Below are 18,167 nucleotides of genomic sequence, written 5' to 3' on the forward strand. Positions count from 1 at the left end.
TGGTTTTAAATGAACACCTCGATCAATTGTTATCTTGAGAACTTCGATGAGAAGACTAAAACTTTCAATCACCTATTGGCCAAATTTTGCACATACCCACCCCTATCCGGCATCGGGTTGTCCGATGCCGGCTGATATACTGACGCTATCGCGGATTATCAACTAATACGATACGTGCCGCCGCTAATGCGATGCTTGCGGAGCGGCGGCCTGAACGGCTTTATCTTTCAGCGACTTTTGCCAAAAGAAGAAAATAATAAATAAGACGATTAAAATAGCGGGAAACGAAACCATTTTACTCAACGCATCCTGGCCGGTAGCGAGCTCCAGTGTAGAGCCGGTCAATCCGGCAGCTGCGTTCGTTTCACGGGCTCCGTCTATCCACCCTCCAATAATAGGCTGGAAAATAGCCGTTGAAAACATCCCGATTCCTCCGATTACGGACATCCCCAATGCGCCACTCAGCGGAACCCGTTGCGCAACCGATCCGACCATCACTGGCCAAAAGAAGCAGACCCCTATCGCAAACACCACCGCAGCCAAATAGGCGATCGGTCCCGTTACTACGCTAAACAGGTAAATACCAATGGTCGCAAAAATAGCGCCTCCCAACAGCACACCTGTTTGTCCCAACGCACGCACTACCGGACCTGCAAAAAATCTACCTACTGCCATCAGCCCCGTGGTTAACGCTAAGATCAACATACTGTCAGCCCCACTGTGGCTCATGATGATGGATACCCATTGCTGAGGACCAAATTCGCTGATTGCGGTAAGCGCCATGCAGAAAAACAAAAAGAGGAAGGTAGGCGAGAACATTGCTTTAAAATTCTGAGCCAGGGAAGTCGCGCCCTCCACTTTAGCTTTGGGAAACGTTTTTCCATAAAATAGCACCACATAAATGAGCGTAGGAATCATCAACACCCACATCTGGGTTTGCCATTGCTGCAAAAATCCGCCCGCTTCAGTCATGAATTTTGAAATCAGTGCGCCGAGCAGGATACCCCCTGGAAACCACATGTGAAACCTACTCAACATCTTATTCATTTTAATATGATTGTCCGAATACATATCGGCAATCATCGGATTACAGGCAGCCTCCGTACAGCCGTTGCCAAATCCAATGAACAGCGTGGAGATCAACAAACCTGTATACCCGCCCGAATAAATGGTCAGCAAGATTCCCAATGTATGCGCGACAAAAGCCACCCGCATAATGTTTCTGGCTCCGAATGAATGGTAAACCAATCCACCAATGATCATGGAAATCGGAAATCCCAAGAACCACATGGAATTAATAAACCCAAGCTGCTCAGCCGACAGGTTGAATTGTTCGCCTAATTGAGGGAGAATACCCGCTCGGATAGCAAAGGTGAATGCCGTCGTAATGAGCGCAAAACAAGATCCATTGAATAAGGCACTTTTGTTAACGTTTTCGTTCATTTTTTTGTGAGTTTTTTAATTGGTTACTATTATTTTTTCTTTACACGTTTTAACCGGCCAACAAATACAACCGGATACTGACACAAAATCTGCACGAAAGATACCTATTTAATCGGTAAAAACCACAGCAGTTTGATCAGCTTTCACAGTTCAAAGAAAATATATCGCCTCTCGTAAGTCTATAACTGCCAAGCAGGGGCATCTTTAATCCAAAGGTAATCTTCCGATCTTATACTTCTGTCCTGAGCTTTCCTGCTTACCGACTATCATTCCGTTAAAAATCCAATTAAAGGATAGACCATGACAGTTACTAACAAAAAAAAATATACATTCGTATTGTCGGTAAGTTAAGAACGCTACTGATGTCATTATAAACTAAAAAATCGGTCGCAGACCTTTATTTTTTCTAATAAACAATTATGGATAGCTCCTCTTACATTAAATTGAGAAGTAATGTTACAAAACTATGGGCCGCCATTGGATTCCTTATCCTCTCGGCGTGCTTATTTCAATGCACCAACCGCAACGAAAACGCGCTGAAAATCAAGAAAGACGCACACATCATCTTGATCGGCAACAACCTTGGGTCCAGGATGATGGACTACGGCTATTTCGAAACGGAAATGCAGCTCCGGTATCCGGATAGCACGCTGTATATACGCAATATGAGTGACGGGGGTAACACCCCCGGATTCCGGCCCCATTCAGGCCACCCCTCGCCCTGGGCGTTTCCGGGTGCCGAAAAATTCCAAACTGAACTTGCGAACGACCCCAATACGCAGGGCCATTTTGAGATGCCTGACGAATGGCTCACTCGACATAAAGCAGACATTATCGTTGCGTTTTTTGGTTCGGTCGCATCTTTCGACGGTGAAGCGGGCGTACAACGTTACAAAGACGAGCTCGACGCTTTCGTCAAATATACGTTACAACAGCGCTACAACGGAGTGTCAGCACCTCAACTGGCGCTCGTATCGCCCATCGCCTTCGAAGACCTTTCGGCGAAATATGACCTACCCGACGGCAAAACCGAAAACGAACACCTGTCGTTATACACGCAAGCGATGAAAGAGGTGGCAGACAGCAACCAGGTGCTTTTCGTGGATATGTACACACCATTTAAGAAGCTTTTCGATAAAGGCGATCAGCAATGGACAATTGACGGCCTGCAGCTCAATGACGAAGGATACAAAAAATTTTCCTTGCTCTTAGCTGACGCCGTCTTCGGCAACGAAAAGGTGAAAGATGACGCCCTTCGCAAATCTGTCCATGCAGCGGTTATGGAAAAAAATTGGATGTGGCATAAAGATTTTAAGATGCCCAACGGTGTCCAGGCTTATGGCCGTCGCTACGACCCGTTCGGGCCGGATAACTATCCGGCGGAAATTGCTAAAATCCGGGAAATGACGGCCATCCGTGATGAAGCTATCTGGAAGGCGGTTAAAGGGGAACGGTTCAATCTGGACAGCGCCGATGCGCTGACAACCAAACTCCCTGAAGTGAAAACAAACTATGTACCGAGTGGTAAGAACGGTGTTCCAAGATACCTATATGGCGAGGAAGCCCTCAGCAAATTCCGGATGGCACCGGGCTACAAAATAGAACTTTTTGCGTCCGAGGAAGAGTTCCCCGAGCTCGAAAAACCCATGCAGATGTCCTTTGATAATCAAGGGCGGCTTTGGGTAGCTATCATGCCAACCTACCCACATTGGAAGCCGGGGGATCCCAAACCCAATGACAAAATCCTCATTTTTGAAGACACGGACAACGACGGTAAGGCCGATAAACAAACGGTTTTTGCTGATAGCCTGCACCTGCCGGTCGGATTTGAAATCGCTCCGGAAGGCGTTTATGTTTCACAGGGCACCAATTTCGTATTACTTACCGACACGGATGGCGACGGTAAAGCTGACAAGAAAGAAGTACTGTTGAGTGGTTTCGACGATCACGATACGCATCATGCGCACCATGCGTATACCACCGACCCATCGGGCGCCATCTATATGGGAACGGGTGTGTTCCTCATCAGTGACATCGAAACACCGTATGGCACCGTCCGCACTACCAATGGCGGCTTTTTCCGGTATGATCCCAACCGGCGCAAACTGGAATTTGCCCAGCTCTCCATTCCAAACCCATGGGGTATCACATTTGATGATTGGGGACAGAATTTCTATGCGGAGACATCGGGGCCGGCCGTAAGCTGGATGATGCCCGGCACCGTCAAGCCGATCTATGGTATATTTACCCCCAAATCAAGAAACCTTGTCGAAGCGGCCCACCAGGTGCGCCCGACTTCGGGACTGGAATTCATTTCAAGCCGCCACTTTCCCGATGACGTCCAGGGCGACTACCTCATCAACAACACCATCGGCTTTTTGGGCACAAAAGAACATACGCTGGAAGACGACGGAACAGGGTATAAAAGCCACCACAGACAGGACCTCCTGCGATCGGAAGATCCCAATTTCCGGCCGGTAGACCTCGAGTTTGCACCCGATGGTTCGCTGTATGTCATCGACTGGCATAACGTATTGATCGGGCACATGCAACATAACCAGCGCGATCCCCTGCGGGATCATACCCATGGACGGATCTACCGCGTTACCTATCCATCCAGGCCGTTGGTAAAACCCGCATACATCGCCGACGCTCCCATCGACACCTTGCTCGACAACCTGAAGCTGCCCGAGTACCGGTCTCGCTACCGTACTCGCCGTGAGCTCCGTGGGCGTGACTCATCCGAAGTATTAGCGCATCTTAAAACGTGGGTGAAGAACCTCGATAAAAACGACCCCCGCTACGAACATCATCTATTGGAAGGGCTATGGGTAAGCTGGGGACTGAATCGCGTGGACCAGCAACTGCTCCGCCAGCTGCTGCACGCAAACGATTTCCGGGTTCGCGCCGCGGCTGTTCGCGTGGTGCGTTACACCGGTCATCAGGTAGCCGATCAGGCACAATTGTTGAAGGAAGCTGCTGGTGATGAACACGGGCGTGTCCGTTTGGAAGCGCTGGTAGCCGCTTCCTGGCTGGACAAAGAGCCGGGGCTCGCTATCCTGGAAGAGGCCGCGAAAAAACCACTTGATGATTGGATGGCAGATGCCTACGGAGCCGCATTTGCCCGTTTGAATGGGGATGTCATCCAAAAGAAGAAAGCGGAACGAACCGCGAAAACAGATCTAAAAGGAAAAGACCTGGAATTGTTTAAAAAAGGACAATTGCTTTATGCACAGGATGGATTCTGCGAGACTTGTCACCAGGCAGATGGAAAGGGGCTTCCCAGTTCCGGCTTCCCACCCCTGGCCGGCAGCCCCTGGCTGGACAGCGATGACCGCTTAATCAAACTCACCTTGAAAGGCATGCAAGGCCCCATGGAACTCCTCGGTCACAAATACCCCGGGCAGGTGCCTATGACGCCGTTTGGAGGCCTGCTGAACGACGAGGAAGTAGCGGCCGTGCTTACGTATGTAAAAAATTCATTTGGCAATACAGGAACACCTGTAAATCCGGAAAAAGTAAAAGCTATCCGAGCTGCCATTGCCGACAAAAAAGGCTTCTACCACCCGGAAGAATTGCTCAAAGAGCATCCATTATCGAACTGATTGAAAGAAAAATAAGGCAATAAAAAAAGCCGGGGCAACGTAATCGTCACCCCGGCTTTTTTTTAGCGATACTATGCACCAAAGTGCGACCGCAAAAAGGAAATCCCTTGGACGGCTATGGCCTCGCGAGAAGGTTCAAAGTTCCGCCAGATAGACGCTGCTTTGGCAACTACTTCAACCGCGGGCGTAAAAGATTCAATGACTAAACTACCCGAGTAGTTGACCTCTTTCAACGCATCCCGGATTCCTACCCAATCGATGTGATCATTCCCCGGTGCTCCCCGGTCACAACCGCACGCATGTACGTGAAACAGGTGTTTCCCGGCTTTCCGGATTGCCGCTGCGGAATTCTTTTCTTCGATATTCATGTGGTACGTATCCAACAGTAGCCCCACTGCGGGATGATCCACGGCGTTCACCAGTTTCAGGGCTTGTTCACAGGTATTGATAAAATCAGTTTCATACCGGTTCAAGGGTTCAATTGCCAGTTTCTTTCCCAAATCACCGGCACGGGATGCCAGTGTTTTCAATTGTTTGACGACAATGTCCCACTGCGCTTTGTAGTCGTCTTCCGCCGTTCGCTCCGCCCGGCCTACTGTGGAATAAAGCGGCCCTACCATCACTGGGCAGTCCAATATCGCCATCACATCCAGTACTTGACTGATATAGTCAATTGAATTCTGCTGTTCCTCGTTGGTGCCCCGCAAATCGCGACCCGGCCCCATTGCAGCACAGATTGAGGAGCAACGCAGCCCATTATCGTCCAGCGCCCGTTTGATCAGATGGGGATCGATATGGGAAGCATCCTCCAGTGCAATTTCGATCGCATCGCATCCCCAATCCTTAAACTGTCGGATGATATCGACACTTTCATTCGTAAAAGGAGAAGTAAGCAAAAATGTATTGACGCCAATTGTTAACATATTATCTCAATTAGGTGGTATAATTTATTTGTAATCCGCGGGAGACTTTCCTTTTTTGAAACTGTCAAAGCCAAACATTGTCGGTTGATACGGAGAAACGAATGCAACATCTGCCTTTTCGGGAACCGGTTGACCAACTGCCCAAAAACAAGCATTTACCAGCAATCTCCGTAAATCCTCATTAACCAGGTCTACCGAAGCCCCCATGGTGGTCGTAAAAGCCTTTCCTTCCTTTCCCCCTTCGAGCTGGTACATCCTGGTCCAGGCAACCGGCAACGCCTCTTTATCTTTGTTGATGGGCGCATCGGCGGTCATCCCACTGGTCGATTGTCCATACACCAACACGTCAGCCCCTTCCAGCGATCCGACGGTATAGACATCTGTGGGCACCCAGATATCGGCAACCCCGTTCAATATGGGATTATCCGCTGCTGCCTCGTTATTCAGGCCCCGTGTCCCTTCTTTGCCGTGGTCGCCATGGTGGCTTACCCAGGTTTCTCCCAAGACGATCTTGCCAAATCCCTGCTCCCAACCCGGCACGGTACTCTGGAAGTCGTACTTCGCATACGGATCGTTAGGATTCTTTGCGTAGTGAAAGGCGTGTGTAGCGGTGCGTAGACCGATAACGGGTTTCCCTGCTTTTAAATACGCGTCAATGTAACCCATTTGATCGGGGGGCAATTCACGGAAACGTGTAAAGATCACCATCAGATCGGCCGACTCCAAATTGGCAAGACCCGGGATGTTGGAGGATTCATTCGCGTCGATTTCTCCGGTCAACGAATCCACCGAAAACAACACCGTACAGGTAAAGCCATAGCGCTCAGCCAGTATCTGGGCCAGCATAGGCAAGGCTTCCTCCGATCGGTATTCTTCGTCGCCGCTGATTAAAACAATCTTCTTACCCTTTCCGGGGCCTTCCCCACCACGGTACGTCACCCATTGTTCTGCTTCGGGTTCCTGCGCTTGCTGTTCCTGCGTAGCGGTCGTGCCTGAACAAGCCGCGAAACCACACACGGTGACCAGCAAAAGGATGGACATTATTTTCGTTCGTTTTTTCATGAATATAATTGATAACAGGGTTATTACAAGGGCTCTAAGATAACGAATTCTTGCTAAGGAGCAAAGCTGTGAAGTGGCTTTTCTCGGCTAGCAAACCGGAATTTTGTCTTGTACCCAAAATTACCTACCTGCGGTACGCTGCAAAAAATCAGCGATGTCTGTCGGCTGATCCATAATCCGAACCACCACTTCGTATTCCCTGCGCTCTTGCGGTTCCAGCAGAATAAGCGAACCGTTCTGCCGGGCTTTTGCCTGGCCAATCGGTGGATGGGTACCGGGTTCCAGCCCCACCACGCACTCCCCCGGTCCCCAATGCTGCCAATTGGTCAGCCAGGGCAACTGGTTTTTTTTGAATTCAATCGATAACGCAATGCCGATATTCGGATTGTGGATTCCACAACAACACGTACCGTCATCGTCAGCTTCTACATCGATAAACGCCGCTTCTTCGCCACCTCCCACATGATCTTCCAACGGCGGACTCCCCTTCCGGAAAGGTTGCCCCGCTTGAAAAATTTTCGCCTTGTCCGCGCCCTCACGCGATTCCCAAGGGCCACGCCAGCAGATATCCGCGCCTTCATCAACCAGCGGCCATCCTAAGTTCATGTGATAGAGCAGCATGTGAGGTGCTGGCGTATTTCCGTGGTTAACTACCTCATCGCGGATTCGGATGGTAGGCTCGCCCAGCTTACCCGAAATGGTACGCCTCAATACGAGCTGTACCCCCAACGGCCTGGATTGTTTAATGATTCCGGTAATCTGCATATCCAGCCGGCCCGCAAGCGGATCCGGCTGGATAATGGATTCGATGGTAGCGGGCAAGCCGCTGAACTGGCTGTGAAGTCCGCGCTCACCGTGCGCATCCGATTCAGGTCCACCAACATGGTCCAAACCACACGTGGTTAGCAAGCCGCCCCCAAATCCGTTGAGCCACTCGATTCCCCGGTATCCTGTGGGGCTAGGCGCGACAACGACGCCCAAGTGACTGATCCACGCAAGGCTGTGTGCATTGTAAAACGCATCAGCAATATCCAGGCCCCGATCAATGACCACTTTGTACCGAAGGCCGGTTCCCGTGTTCACCCAAGCAATACGTGTTCCCTTGCCCGGGCCATTATCCAAGATCGCTGTCTCAATGCCGCCAACCTGCATAGGGTTCGACACTTTCGTTTTCCAGTCGGTCATTGCACCCGTTTATTCACCCTTATAGATCGGGTTATTTTCATTTCCGCCTGCCATCAAGTAGGCCATCAAATCTTTCAATTCCTCTTCATTCAGCACATTGAGCGTTCCCGGGGGCATGGTAGAAACCTTGGCCACTTTGATCTCCGTTACGTCGCTCTTGGGTATCTCCTTCAACACCTGCGGCGCGTACGGATTCTGTGACACCGAATACACGTCTCCCTCTTGGGAGATCAATCTACCCAATACAGAAGATCCATCTTTCAAGACCAGCACTTTAGATTCGTATTGATCCGAAATGACCTTGTTGGGCTCAATAATGGATTCCAGCATGTCATGAACGGAGAAACGTGTTCCCAACTGCGTAAGATCCGGGCCGATCGCGCCGCCTTCTCCCTGCATCATGTGGCACGACGCGCACCGTACGGCCCCAAAAAGTGATTTCCCCTGTTCGAAGTTCCGCTCACCTTTATCTCCTTCAACGGTCTTTACCGCCTCGTCAATTTTCCAGTTTCGACCCGGTCCTTTTGGCGGCACTATATTTTCCGCCAATTTATTTCCCGATTCCGCCACAAGCGAATCGCCGGATATGGTATTATAATGTGCAAATTGATCTTTGGGTACTTTTTCAAGCGCTAGTTTACGCGCAGCGTCGATAAAACCAATATAGCTATTGCCTCCTTTATAACCGAACGCATCGTAGAACCATTTGAAGTAATGTTCATGCAGTTCGGGTGTCCATCCCGTTGACGCTTTACTTAGCGCTGTGGCAAGATAAATCTGTTGGGCCGGAGGCGTCTTAGCCAACATGCCAGCGATATCCATTCCATATTGCGGATTCCGCAAGATCAAATCGGAGGAGTTGGTTAACGTAGCCATCATCGTAGTCGAATCGTCTTGGGCACTATCCAGCAATGACAGTGTCCTTTCTACTGCATAAGGAGCGCCGATTTGGATCAACACCTTACTAAACTCCCGGTTAAGGGCGTTGTCTGTGGTGGGATATGCATCATCAAAATAATCCGCCAACCGTTTCGCAATGTCGGGTTGGAGATCTCCCATGCGATAGAGGGCAAGTTCCACTGCCCGCAATACGCCTATTTTATTTTCACGTGATATCCGATTGATATCGATGGTCATCAATTTACGCAAAACGACAGACTGCAACTCGGGATGTCCCGTCTTTGCCATGGCAATCATCGCATTCGTTACCGTCCGGATATTCCGCTCGCGGAATGCTCTTTTTCCCCATAATTTGAGGGGTTGATGCCTCAACGCGACGGTTGCGGCATAACGGATATGCCGATCTTCATGATTCAGGTATGGCCAAATTTCGTTGACAATATTGGAATCGGGCGCATGTTCAAAATACCCTTCAATCCGTTTGCGGAGCGCCATTTCCTCGGTGAGGTCAGCTTCTCCTTGCGCCTTTTCTTTTACTTTGTCATACGCTTTATAAGAAACCCTGTACAGGTCGGATTCCAACCGCCGCCCACCGGTAAGGAAATAAAGGGCTCCATCCGGCCCGATTTCCCCGTCGGTTAATGGCAAAGGTGTTCCAGAAAGAAATTCTTCTGCCTTTGCGCGGTAGGTCGCTCCGTCACGCTCCAGTTGTACGGCATAGACAATACCGAAGCTCCAATCAAATGCGAGCAGGCTATTGCGGTATTTATCAGGAAACTTAGCATTGCCTGTATACACTAAATTCGTGGGCGATCCCTGACCGATATTGAGTAAAGAAGGAAGCTCGTCGGGATAATAGGTAGGCCATTTGCTATTGCCTGTGCGCCAACCAAATTCCGCCCCTTTTGTCACGTGTAAAAGTCGCGTCGGCCGGTACCAGGGCATCCCGAAATCCCATTCCATATCCGAATCATAGGCAAACAGCTCTTCATCGTCATTAAATGCAATGTCGAACGTATTCCGGAACCCCGCCGCAACCAACTGCCAATGTTGTCCCAATGAGTCGGTATGGGCAATCCATCCTCCAGGCGCCATGCGGTCGTTTGCGTGACCCCGTGGATCCTTGATTAACTGGAAAACGTTGTCTTCATCCCAATTAGCGGGTAATAAATAACTGTCCATCTCGGGCACATCGGTATGGTTGCCGCATACAAGGTAGATCGACTGCCCATCCGGTGCAAGGATAATGCTATGCGGGCCGTGTTCACCCTGTCCTTCGAACGACTTCAACAACTTTATTTCATCAAATTGATCGTCGTTATCGGTATCCTTCAGCCGATATAAACCACTACTTTTTTCAAACTTTTCATCTCCTCGGTGATTCACCATCACATACAGACTGTTAAATGCCCAGAGCAATCCCTGTGCATACCCCATTCCGACTTTGGTCTGTGTCGTATCGTTCTTCCACTCATCACCCGGAAGTGCCAACCGTTCAGGCTCCGCCGCCAAGGTGTCTGCACCGATTTCGGGAATATCGATCCGGTATAACGACCCATACTGATCCGATGTAATCATCCGGCCCTTGTCGTCAAACGTCATCGCTACCCACGACCCCTTTTTATTTTCGGAGGGGCTATAGAGATGTTCCACCACAAAGTCGGGAGCGACGTTGATCTTCTCCACCTTGGGCTTCAATTTTACCTGTTCTGTTTCTTTGTCTTCGGTTTGGCACGCTGAAGCCAGCAACAACGCTGCGAGCGCTGCCGCTAAACCGGGGCTTTTTTTCATGAAAGTTTGCATATAGTGATTAGTACGATGTCTGTGCGAAATTAAGGTTTTCGATTATAATAAAGTTTAATCAGTACTCATAATTGGGAAACCGGTATTTCATCAGTTTACCGCAATACTACTGCCTTTTGGAGAAAAAGGCAACCTGTGCTGTCCTGTAATTGGTCACTTTGCATGCGAAACGCAACTGGAACGCTCGCGTTGCTCACGTCCCAAGGTTGCTTTTCGCATACAAAGTTTCGTTGGAGACCTGCATTCTCTCCTAGTCCGTATGTTGTCGAGTAGACCCGGGGAATTTCACCCCGAGTCCCTCATAGAACCGTACGTGATACTCTCGCATCATACGGCTCTTATTACCAATTACGTCCGAAACTGTCCTTGTTCCAGCCGTTTGCCTAACTCCCTTGATACCTCCCGCTTGAACGGTTTCTCGCTGAGACTCGTAGGCCTGATAATACGCCCCCTTCGCTCCATCCTCATTACAGGGACTTCATCACTACTACGAAGCGTTCCGCCCCCGTGCAGCGCATCGGTACTTTCCCCCTTGCGGTGTCCGCCGCTTGGGGTTTTCCCTTCGCATCGCCACGACAGGTTCTCCTGTTCCAAACAAAAGCCTGTGTTAAGCTCGTGCCGCCTATACGCCGGATGCCGCATGGACAGTAGACAGGTCACCTCCATGCTATTCCCAATGACGTTGGTGGACATTGGTTCTGACATCACTTCATCCTTTCGACGCCTCATCGACGGTTCACTCGCGTTCACCTTCCTAACACTTACCTGACACCTTCTTTGATGCCTTTTCCCGCTATCGCTCACTACCACAGCTTTTAACCGCAGCAGCATAGGGGTGGTTTGGAAACGGTGCCTGTACACCCTATCCGAGGGGCCTACCCTCATCTTCTGTTCAGCATTAAATGTTAAATTCATAGAACTATACATTTATTCAGGACACTCACCAACCGGGATTCTGTTCAAATCCATTCAGCCGGATTTCGCGTGCCGGAATGGGGAACAGTAACTTATGTGGATCTATCATATAGGAAGCACTGCTCAGTCTATTCAACCGTTCTTTTTCCTCAATTCCATGCTCGGTCATTACCTCGACCGCCTTGCCGGTTCTCAGCAATTGGTACCACCGGTGATTTTCAAAAGCCAATTCAACCCGTTGTTCGTGGGCAACCGCTTCGCGGAATGCATCCTCGCCAAGGCCCGACAATGGATCCAAACCAGCACGTTCCCGAACGGCATTGATATAAGGATACGGATCGCCGCCGGTTTCATTCAAGGCCTCTGCCAGCATCAGCAACACGTGGGAATACCGGTATACCGGCCAATTTTCATCGGCGCGCCCATCTTCCAAAAAGGGTGGATGGTAATATTTCCCGATAAAAGGAATGTCACCGTCAAACGCTTTGGATTCCTCAAAGTCGGCATTGGATGCATCACTGAACATCGTAATCGAAGCATCCCGGCGGACATCACCGTCTTCATAGGCGCGGTAAATGCTGGGTGTCGGAATATTGCTGCCTCCCAGGTTACCCGAAAAGCCGATGAGCTCGTCTTTCGCGTTCCGTGGGCCAAACATGAAGATAAAATTACTCGCCTCAGTTTGCAGTCCTGCATCGAATTGGATAGCGAATATAGATTCTGCATTGTTTTTGAACGCCGGATCGAAATTGTCTGCGTAATTGGGTAACAAATCGTAGCCCAAATTCAGCACCTGCTCAAATGCATCTGCCGCATCGCCGTAATTGTGCAAAGTCATGTGTACTTCGCCCAGCAACGTCAATGCGGCACCTTTGGTTGCCCGGCCAATGTCTCCTCCTGAATACGATTCGGGCAGGCTGGCTATCGCCGCGTTCACATCGGCTAAGATTTGTTCGTAAACAGCCTCTACGCTAGCCCGGCCTTCCGAAAATGCACCTTCCGGATCTTCAACCTCATGCACCACGAGCGGAACCCCGCCAAACAGACGTACCAAATGGAAATACTGCATAGCACGCAAAAACTGCGCTTCGCCCCTGTACCTGGCCTTTAATGATTCGTCGGAAAACTCCACTGGTTCGATGCGGTCAATGATGACGTTCACCTGCTGGATGTTCCGATAGAGCATGTCCCAGGTTCTAGTCACATAGTTATTGGTCGGCGTAATCAAAAACTCGTCGATTTCTTCGCGCTGTTGTGCGCCCCGGTCAGATGCATCGAATTGATAATTGGTGTTGTCGGCCACCATCTCCGTCATGGGAAAAAAATGATCAACGGTATAAAGTTCCTGCAAGGAGCCGTATGCACCGTTGACGGCCCGCAAAAACTGCCCTTCATTCTCGTAGTAATTCTCCCCGCTTGAAAAGGTATGCGGCTCGACATCCAACATGTTATGACAGGATCCCAATGTGAACAATGACAACAATAGGATCGAATATTTATGGTGTTTCATCGATTTCTTCCTTTTAAATTGAGTGACTAAAAACTAACATTAACGCCCAGGGTATAGATACGTGGCACAGGATAACCGGAGTAGTCTATACCCGGTACAAGAGCCCCGGTATCACCGCGGTTGTAGTTGGTCCCTTCCGGATTACCGCTATACCCGGTGAACAGCAATGGGTTTTGGACGGTACCGTATACCCGCAGGCTGCTTATCCACCGATTCTCGACCAAGCCGGCCGGCAGGTTATAACCCAATGTGATGTTCTTGATCCACGCATAGTCGGTCTTTTCAACCCACAGGCTGTGCGTATCCCGATACATTACCCTTCCTCTACCTGTTCCGGTGGTGGTGGGTACTTTGCCACTCCCCGGCTGTTCGGGCGAGCGCCACCGATCCTTCACACTCCGGTTTACGTTGAATACGCCGTCGATATTTCCGGTATAGAAATTAGTAGCGCGCAGCATCTGAGCCCCCATGGCTCCCACTACCATCACCCGGAAGTCAAAGGCTTTGTACCGCAGCGTATTCGTCATTCCCCAAGTGAAATCGGGATACGGATTGCCGATCACGTCAAAATCCTGGAAAGGAGTAATTTCGCCGTTGCCGTCCACGTCCCTGAAACGCATATTTCCGGGAACCGCTCCGGGAAATGCCGGATAGTTTGCCAGGTCTGCCTCGTTTTGGTAGATCCCTTCGTATACATACCCGATGATCATTCCCACCGGTTGACCGATTTCGGTAATGTTTGTCGGGTTGCCTTCGCTGCTTTGTCCAGAATAGATCGGGTCTTCGCTTCTTCCCAAAGCAAGCACCTTGTTACGGTTGAAGGAAATGTTGAAATTGGTCGACCAATCGAAATTGTCGGATACGATGTTATGTGAAAGAATGCCCAATTCGACCCCGCGGTTGCGCACATCGCCCCTGTTTTCAGTAACCGTACCGAAACCGGATGACTGCGGGATTTCAACGTTCAGCAGCAGATCTTGGGTGTTCCGGTTGTAGAAATCGGCTGTCAGATTAATCCGGTTGTTGAGGAAGTTGAAGTCGATACCCAAATTGAGTTCGCGCATCCGTTCCCAGCCCAGATTGGGATTGGCGAGAGACGTCATCACCCGACCACTGCCTAAGGTACCGTTAAATACATAATCTCTCGTACCGATGTTGCTCATGTACGGATAGTTTCCGATGTTAAAGTTGCCTGTGAAGCCATAGGAAGCACGGAGTTTCAATTCATCGATCCAGGAGCTATTCTTCAGGAAATTCTCTTCCGACAACCGCCAACCCAATGCGAAGGAAGGAAATGCCCCCCAACGGTTGTTCGGGCCGAAGCGGGAAGAACCATCCGACCGGATGGTAGCAGTCACCAGGTATTTACCGGCATATGAATAATTCGCACGCGCCAAATAGGAAATCAGCGCCCAGTCACTGATATCCATATTACCCACGATTACCCTGGCCGCTGCGTTCAACGACTCTATATCGTCGTCCGGGAACTGCTGGCCATCGAACCGAGCGGCATAAAACTTATTGGATTGTATGGTATATCCCGCCAATGCCGAAATGGAATGTCCCGACTCAGAATTGTAGTCATACGTCAACGTATTCTCATTCAACCAGTTGAGATATTTTACATTTCCATAGTTGCCCGAAGGAACCGAAATGCCCGGGGCATTCTGATTCGCTAGCGTCGAAGGCCGGAAATATTCGGAATCGCCATCTTCAAAGTCCACATTGAACGACGACCGTAGCTTCAAGTTCTTGATGATTTCAAGTTCAGCGAAGGTATTCATCAGAATCTTGGTCCGGCTGGCCTTGTTGGTGATTTGGTTGAGTACCATGATGGGATTCGGATTACCGAATGTGCCCGTTGTTTGGATGTACTCGTTGTAGCTACCATCTGGGTTGTAGGCGGGCGGAATGGGATTAGCAATCTCGAAAAACTCGTCACGTCCCTGCCCACGCACGCCCCCTCTCAGAAACGTCATCGAAGGTGCCACGTTGACACCGACTTTCAACCGGTCGGTAATGTCTGCATCCATGTTCGCACGCAGTGAAAACCGGTCAAACTTGGTATTCATCATGACCCCACCCTGATTGAAGTAACCGGCAGAGACAAATGTGCGGATTTTCTCGGTACCGCCACTTACGCTCAAACCGATATCCGACATGGGTGCCACACGGGTGACGGCATCGTACCAGTCCGTTCCCTCGCCAATGGCTTCCGGATTCCGATATTCTTCGGGGATATCGGCCAAGGTAGGTTCGCGTCCTTCTTCCGAGCGGATGCGATCTTCGACGGATTCTTTCATAAACTGCGCGAACTCCTGTCCGTTCATCAGATCGGGCCGACCTTTTTGAGGCACCTGTTGTAAGCCCGAGCTTATGTTAACCTGAATCCGGGGTTCGCCGCTGGCGCCACGCTTGGTGGTGATCATGACCACCCCATTCGCACCTCTGGATCCATAGATTGCCGTTGCCGAAGCGTCTTTCAATACGGTCATCGACTCAATATCCTGCGGATTGATCGCACTCATGGGATTGGATTGCTGCCCAGAGGAAGAAGGTACCGGGAAACCGTCAATGACATACAGCGGATCGCTGCCCGCTCCGATTGCCCCGATGCCCCGAACCTGGATTTTAGGTCCGCCGCCGGGTGTACCGTTCGACGTACTCACATTTACACCTGCTACCTGACCGGACAGGCCCTGATCAAGACTGGCGATGGATTGTCCCCGTACATTCGTCATGCTCACCGACGCGATGGAACCGGTAACATCCTTTTTCTGTTGGCTGCCATATCCTACTACGACCACCTCCTGCAGGTCTTCCGTTTCTGCCACCAGAACCACCTCAAGGGTTTTTTGATTGCCAATCGTGATTTCTTGAGACACATAGCCCACATTCCTGAAAACCACGGTCTCTCCGCTTTTGGCATCAATCTGAAAACGGCCACTTGCATCGGTGGCGGCTCCCCGCGATGTGCCCTGCACCAAAACGGAGACCCCTTCCAAGGGATTGCCTGCGGCGTCTTTCACCGTACCCACGATTTGCTCCTGGGTGAGGGCTGTCAGCGATGGACGGGGTCTAATGATCACCGTCTTGTCTTCATTGAAGACAAACTCGACGGATTGATCGGCAAAACATTGTTCCAGCACTTTTCCCAACGGCTGGTTTTCGACGTTCAGCGATATCGGTTCTAACTTAACGAGTAAGCTGGCGTCATAAATAAAATCGTAGCCACTCTGTTGAGATAGCTGGTATAGCACATTTGCTATGGGTGTGTTTTTCACGCGAATGTTGACATTCTGCCCATGACTTGCCATAGCAAATTGCACAAATACCACGGTCATAAAAATGATAATCTTCATCAAGACTAAAACGTTAACCGGTTTGAAAAATGGTTTGTGGCAATGCCAAACATATTTTTTTTTATACATTTGAAGCTCAATTTGTGATTAATAATTTGGTTGCTTAATCAATTTGTGGTCACTTTTTCGTCTAACTAGTAAGACGCGAACCGAGTGCGGGCCAACGCCTCGGTTTCTTTGTAACCAATGTTATCTAGTCGCTGTTTTTCCTATTACCGTAATCCTCCTTCCTTCAATATTGAATGCTACTAAACCAGTTGCCTCGAAACTTTCCAACAACTGGACGATGCTTTTGGAGCGTCTAAACATCCCTCCCAATCGGACGTTTTCTAATTTGCCTTGAAAGCTTACTTCGATATTGTACCATCTTGCCACCCGCTCCATGATGCTGGTAATCTCCTCGTTCTCAAAAATAAAATAATCGTTATGCCATGCCAGATCTTTGTCGATATCGCCTTTTTGTATGTGAATATCACGCTGCCCAAGTTTACTTATAGCTGTTTCTCCCGGCTTGAGTGTAGCAGCATGATCCTGTTGCAGCACCTCCACGACGCCTTCCACCAACGTCGTTTTCATTTTGCCCAAGTCAGGATATGCATGAATATTAAACGTGGTACCTAATACGCGAACCGTTTGCAACGGTGTCTTTACTAAAAAGGGGCTTTTTGCATCAGCAGCCACTTCAAAAAAACCTTCCCCCGTCATTTCTACCTCACGTACTCCATCGGCAAACCGGATCGGAAAACGTAAAGACGATCCTGCATTTAAGTGAATCTTCGTACCATCTTCCAATGCAACACGATAATGACCTCCTTTGGGTACATTCACGGTATGATACCCACTAATGCCGACTTCATCCGATTGAACCTCGTATACGATCTGGCCATTGGCCGAATTGCACACATACACCTTCCCTTTTTTGCTCAATAACCCTGTATTGGATTCATTCAATGGTACTGATTTTCCATCGGCCAAGACAATTGTTGCCTTATCACTTCCAGGTTTTATTCCGGACTGCGCAACTGCCTGTTCAATTGTCATTTTTTTTGTATCACAGCCATATGTATCACAGCTATTAGAATAAAAATCGATTACTTTCCAGGTAGCTGCTATAAGCAAAACCACCGCAACGACTTTAAACCATGGAAAGAGTGCGCGTAGTTTTTTATCCGATGACTGGGAATCGTCTGTATCGCCGTTACCTTCCAGGATCCGCTGCAAAACCTCCTGCCCCTGTTCGTTCGAAAAAACGGCCTTTTTGGATTCAAACAACTCCCACTTATTTTCAAGGGCCTGCATAACGGCGCCTTCGTTAGACAAGTCGGCCAGTAGCTCCTGCAGTTCATCCCGCTCCCGGGTGCTGAGGGTACCTTCGAGCGCCCGGTCAATCAATAGCAGAAGTCTAGCGTTATCCATGTTTTTCAATAGCAGAACAGCACGTTCTAATTGGCTTTACATG

At 49.6% G+C, this 18,167-nt stretch carries 10 protein-coding genes; 1 reads left to right on the top strand and 9 read right to left on the bottom strand.

The features are described 5' to 3' along the window. Nucleotides 1–183: 183 nt before the first annotated feature. A complete protein-coding gene (locus tag BMZ56_RS04945) occupies nt 184–1,443 on the bottom strand; it encodes an MFS transporter (protein ID WP_090624928.1) in 1,260 nt (419 codons plus the stop codon). A 419-nt stretch (nt 1,444–1,862) separates the two neighbouring features. Here BMZ56_RS04945 and BMZ56_RS04950 point away from each other — a divergent pair, with 419 nt between their 5' ends. Then, a complete protein-coding gene (locus BMZ56_RS04950; RefSeq protein WP_090624930.1) occupies nt 1,863–5,048 on the top strand; it encodes a PVC-type heme-binding CxxCH protein in 3,186 nt (1,061 codons plus the stop codon). A 71-nt stretch (nt 5,049–5,119) separates the two neighbouring features. Here the strand turns inward: BMZ56_RS04950 and BMZ56_RS04955 are convergent, their stop codons facing one another. From BMZ56_RS04955 to BMZ56_RS04990, 8 genes are all read right to left on the bottom strand, one after another. Continuing rightward, nucleotides 5,120–5,971 (bottom strand): sugar phosphate isomerase/epimerase family protein, encoded by an 852-nt coding sequence (locus BMZ56_RS04955; protein WP_090624933.1) that lies wholly within the window; start codon nt 5,969–5,971, stop codon nt 5,120–5,122. A 24-nt stretch (nt 5,972–5,995) separates the two neighbouring features. Beyond that, on the bottom strand, nt 5,996–7,033 hold the full coding sequence (locus BMZ56_RS04960; protein WP_090624936.1) for a ThuA domain-containing protein: 1,038 nt from the start codon (nt 7,031–7,033) through the stop codon (nt 5,996–5,998). A gap of 120 nt (nt 7,034–7,153) precedes the next feature. Further along, the gene (locus BMZ56_RS04965) at nt 7,154–8,218 is read right to left on the bottom strand and encodes an aldose 1-epimerase family protein (RefSeq protein ID WP_090624938.1); all 1,065 of its coding nucleotides are present in this window, start codon (nt 8,216–8,218) and stop codon (nt 7,154–7,156) included. A gap of 9 nt (nt 8,219–8,227) precedes the next feature. Further along, nucleotides 8,228–10,909 carry a c-type cytochrome gene (locus BMZ56_RS04970; protein ID WP_245893081.1) on the bottom strand — a complete coding sequence of 894 codons (2,682 nt, stop codon included), beginning with the start codon at nt 10,907–10,909 and terminating at the stop codon, nt 8,228–8,230. A gap of 360 nt (nt 10,910–11,269) precedes the next feature. After that, nucleotides 11,270–11,836 (bottom strand): hypothetical protein, encoded by a 567-nt coding sequence (locus tag BMZ56_RS04975; protein ID WP_143072853.1) that lies wholly within the window; start codon nt 11,834–11,836, stop codon nt 11,270–11,272. A 25-nt stretch (nt 11,837–11,861) separates the two neighbouring features. Continuing rightward, a complete protein-coding gene (locus BMZ56_RS04980) occupies nt 11,862–13,346 on the bottom strand; it encodes a RagB/SusD family nutrient uptake outer membrane protein (RefSeq protein ID WP_090624949.1) in 1,485 nt (494 codons plus the stop codon). A 26-nt stretch (nt 13,347–13,372) separates the two neighbouring features. Then, complete coding sequence (locus BMZ56_RS04985; RefSeq protein ID WP_177195033.1) at nt 13,373–16,708, bottom strand: TonB-dependent receptor; 3,336 nt, start codon at nt 16,706–16,708, stop codon at nt 13,373–13,375. Between the two features lie 189 nt (nt 16,709–16,897). After that, nucleotides 16,898–18,124 (bottom strand): FecR family protein, encoded by a 1,227-nt coding sequence (locus BMZ56_RS04990; RefSeq protein ID WP_090624957.1) that lies wholly within the window; start codon nt 18,122–18,124, stop codon nt 16,898–16,900. Nucleotides 18,125–18,167 lie beyond the last annotated feature (43 nt).

It is taken from the genome of Parapedobacter indicus (assembly GCF_900113765.1).
GTDB classification, from domain to species: domain Bacteria; phylum Bacteroidota; class Bacteroidia; order Sphingobacteriales; family Sphingobacteriaceae; genus Parapedobacter; species Parapedobacter indicus.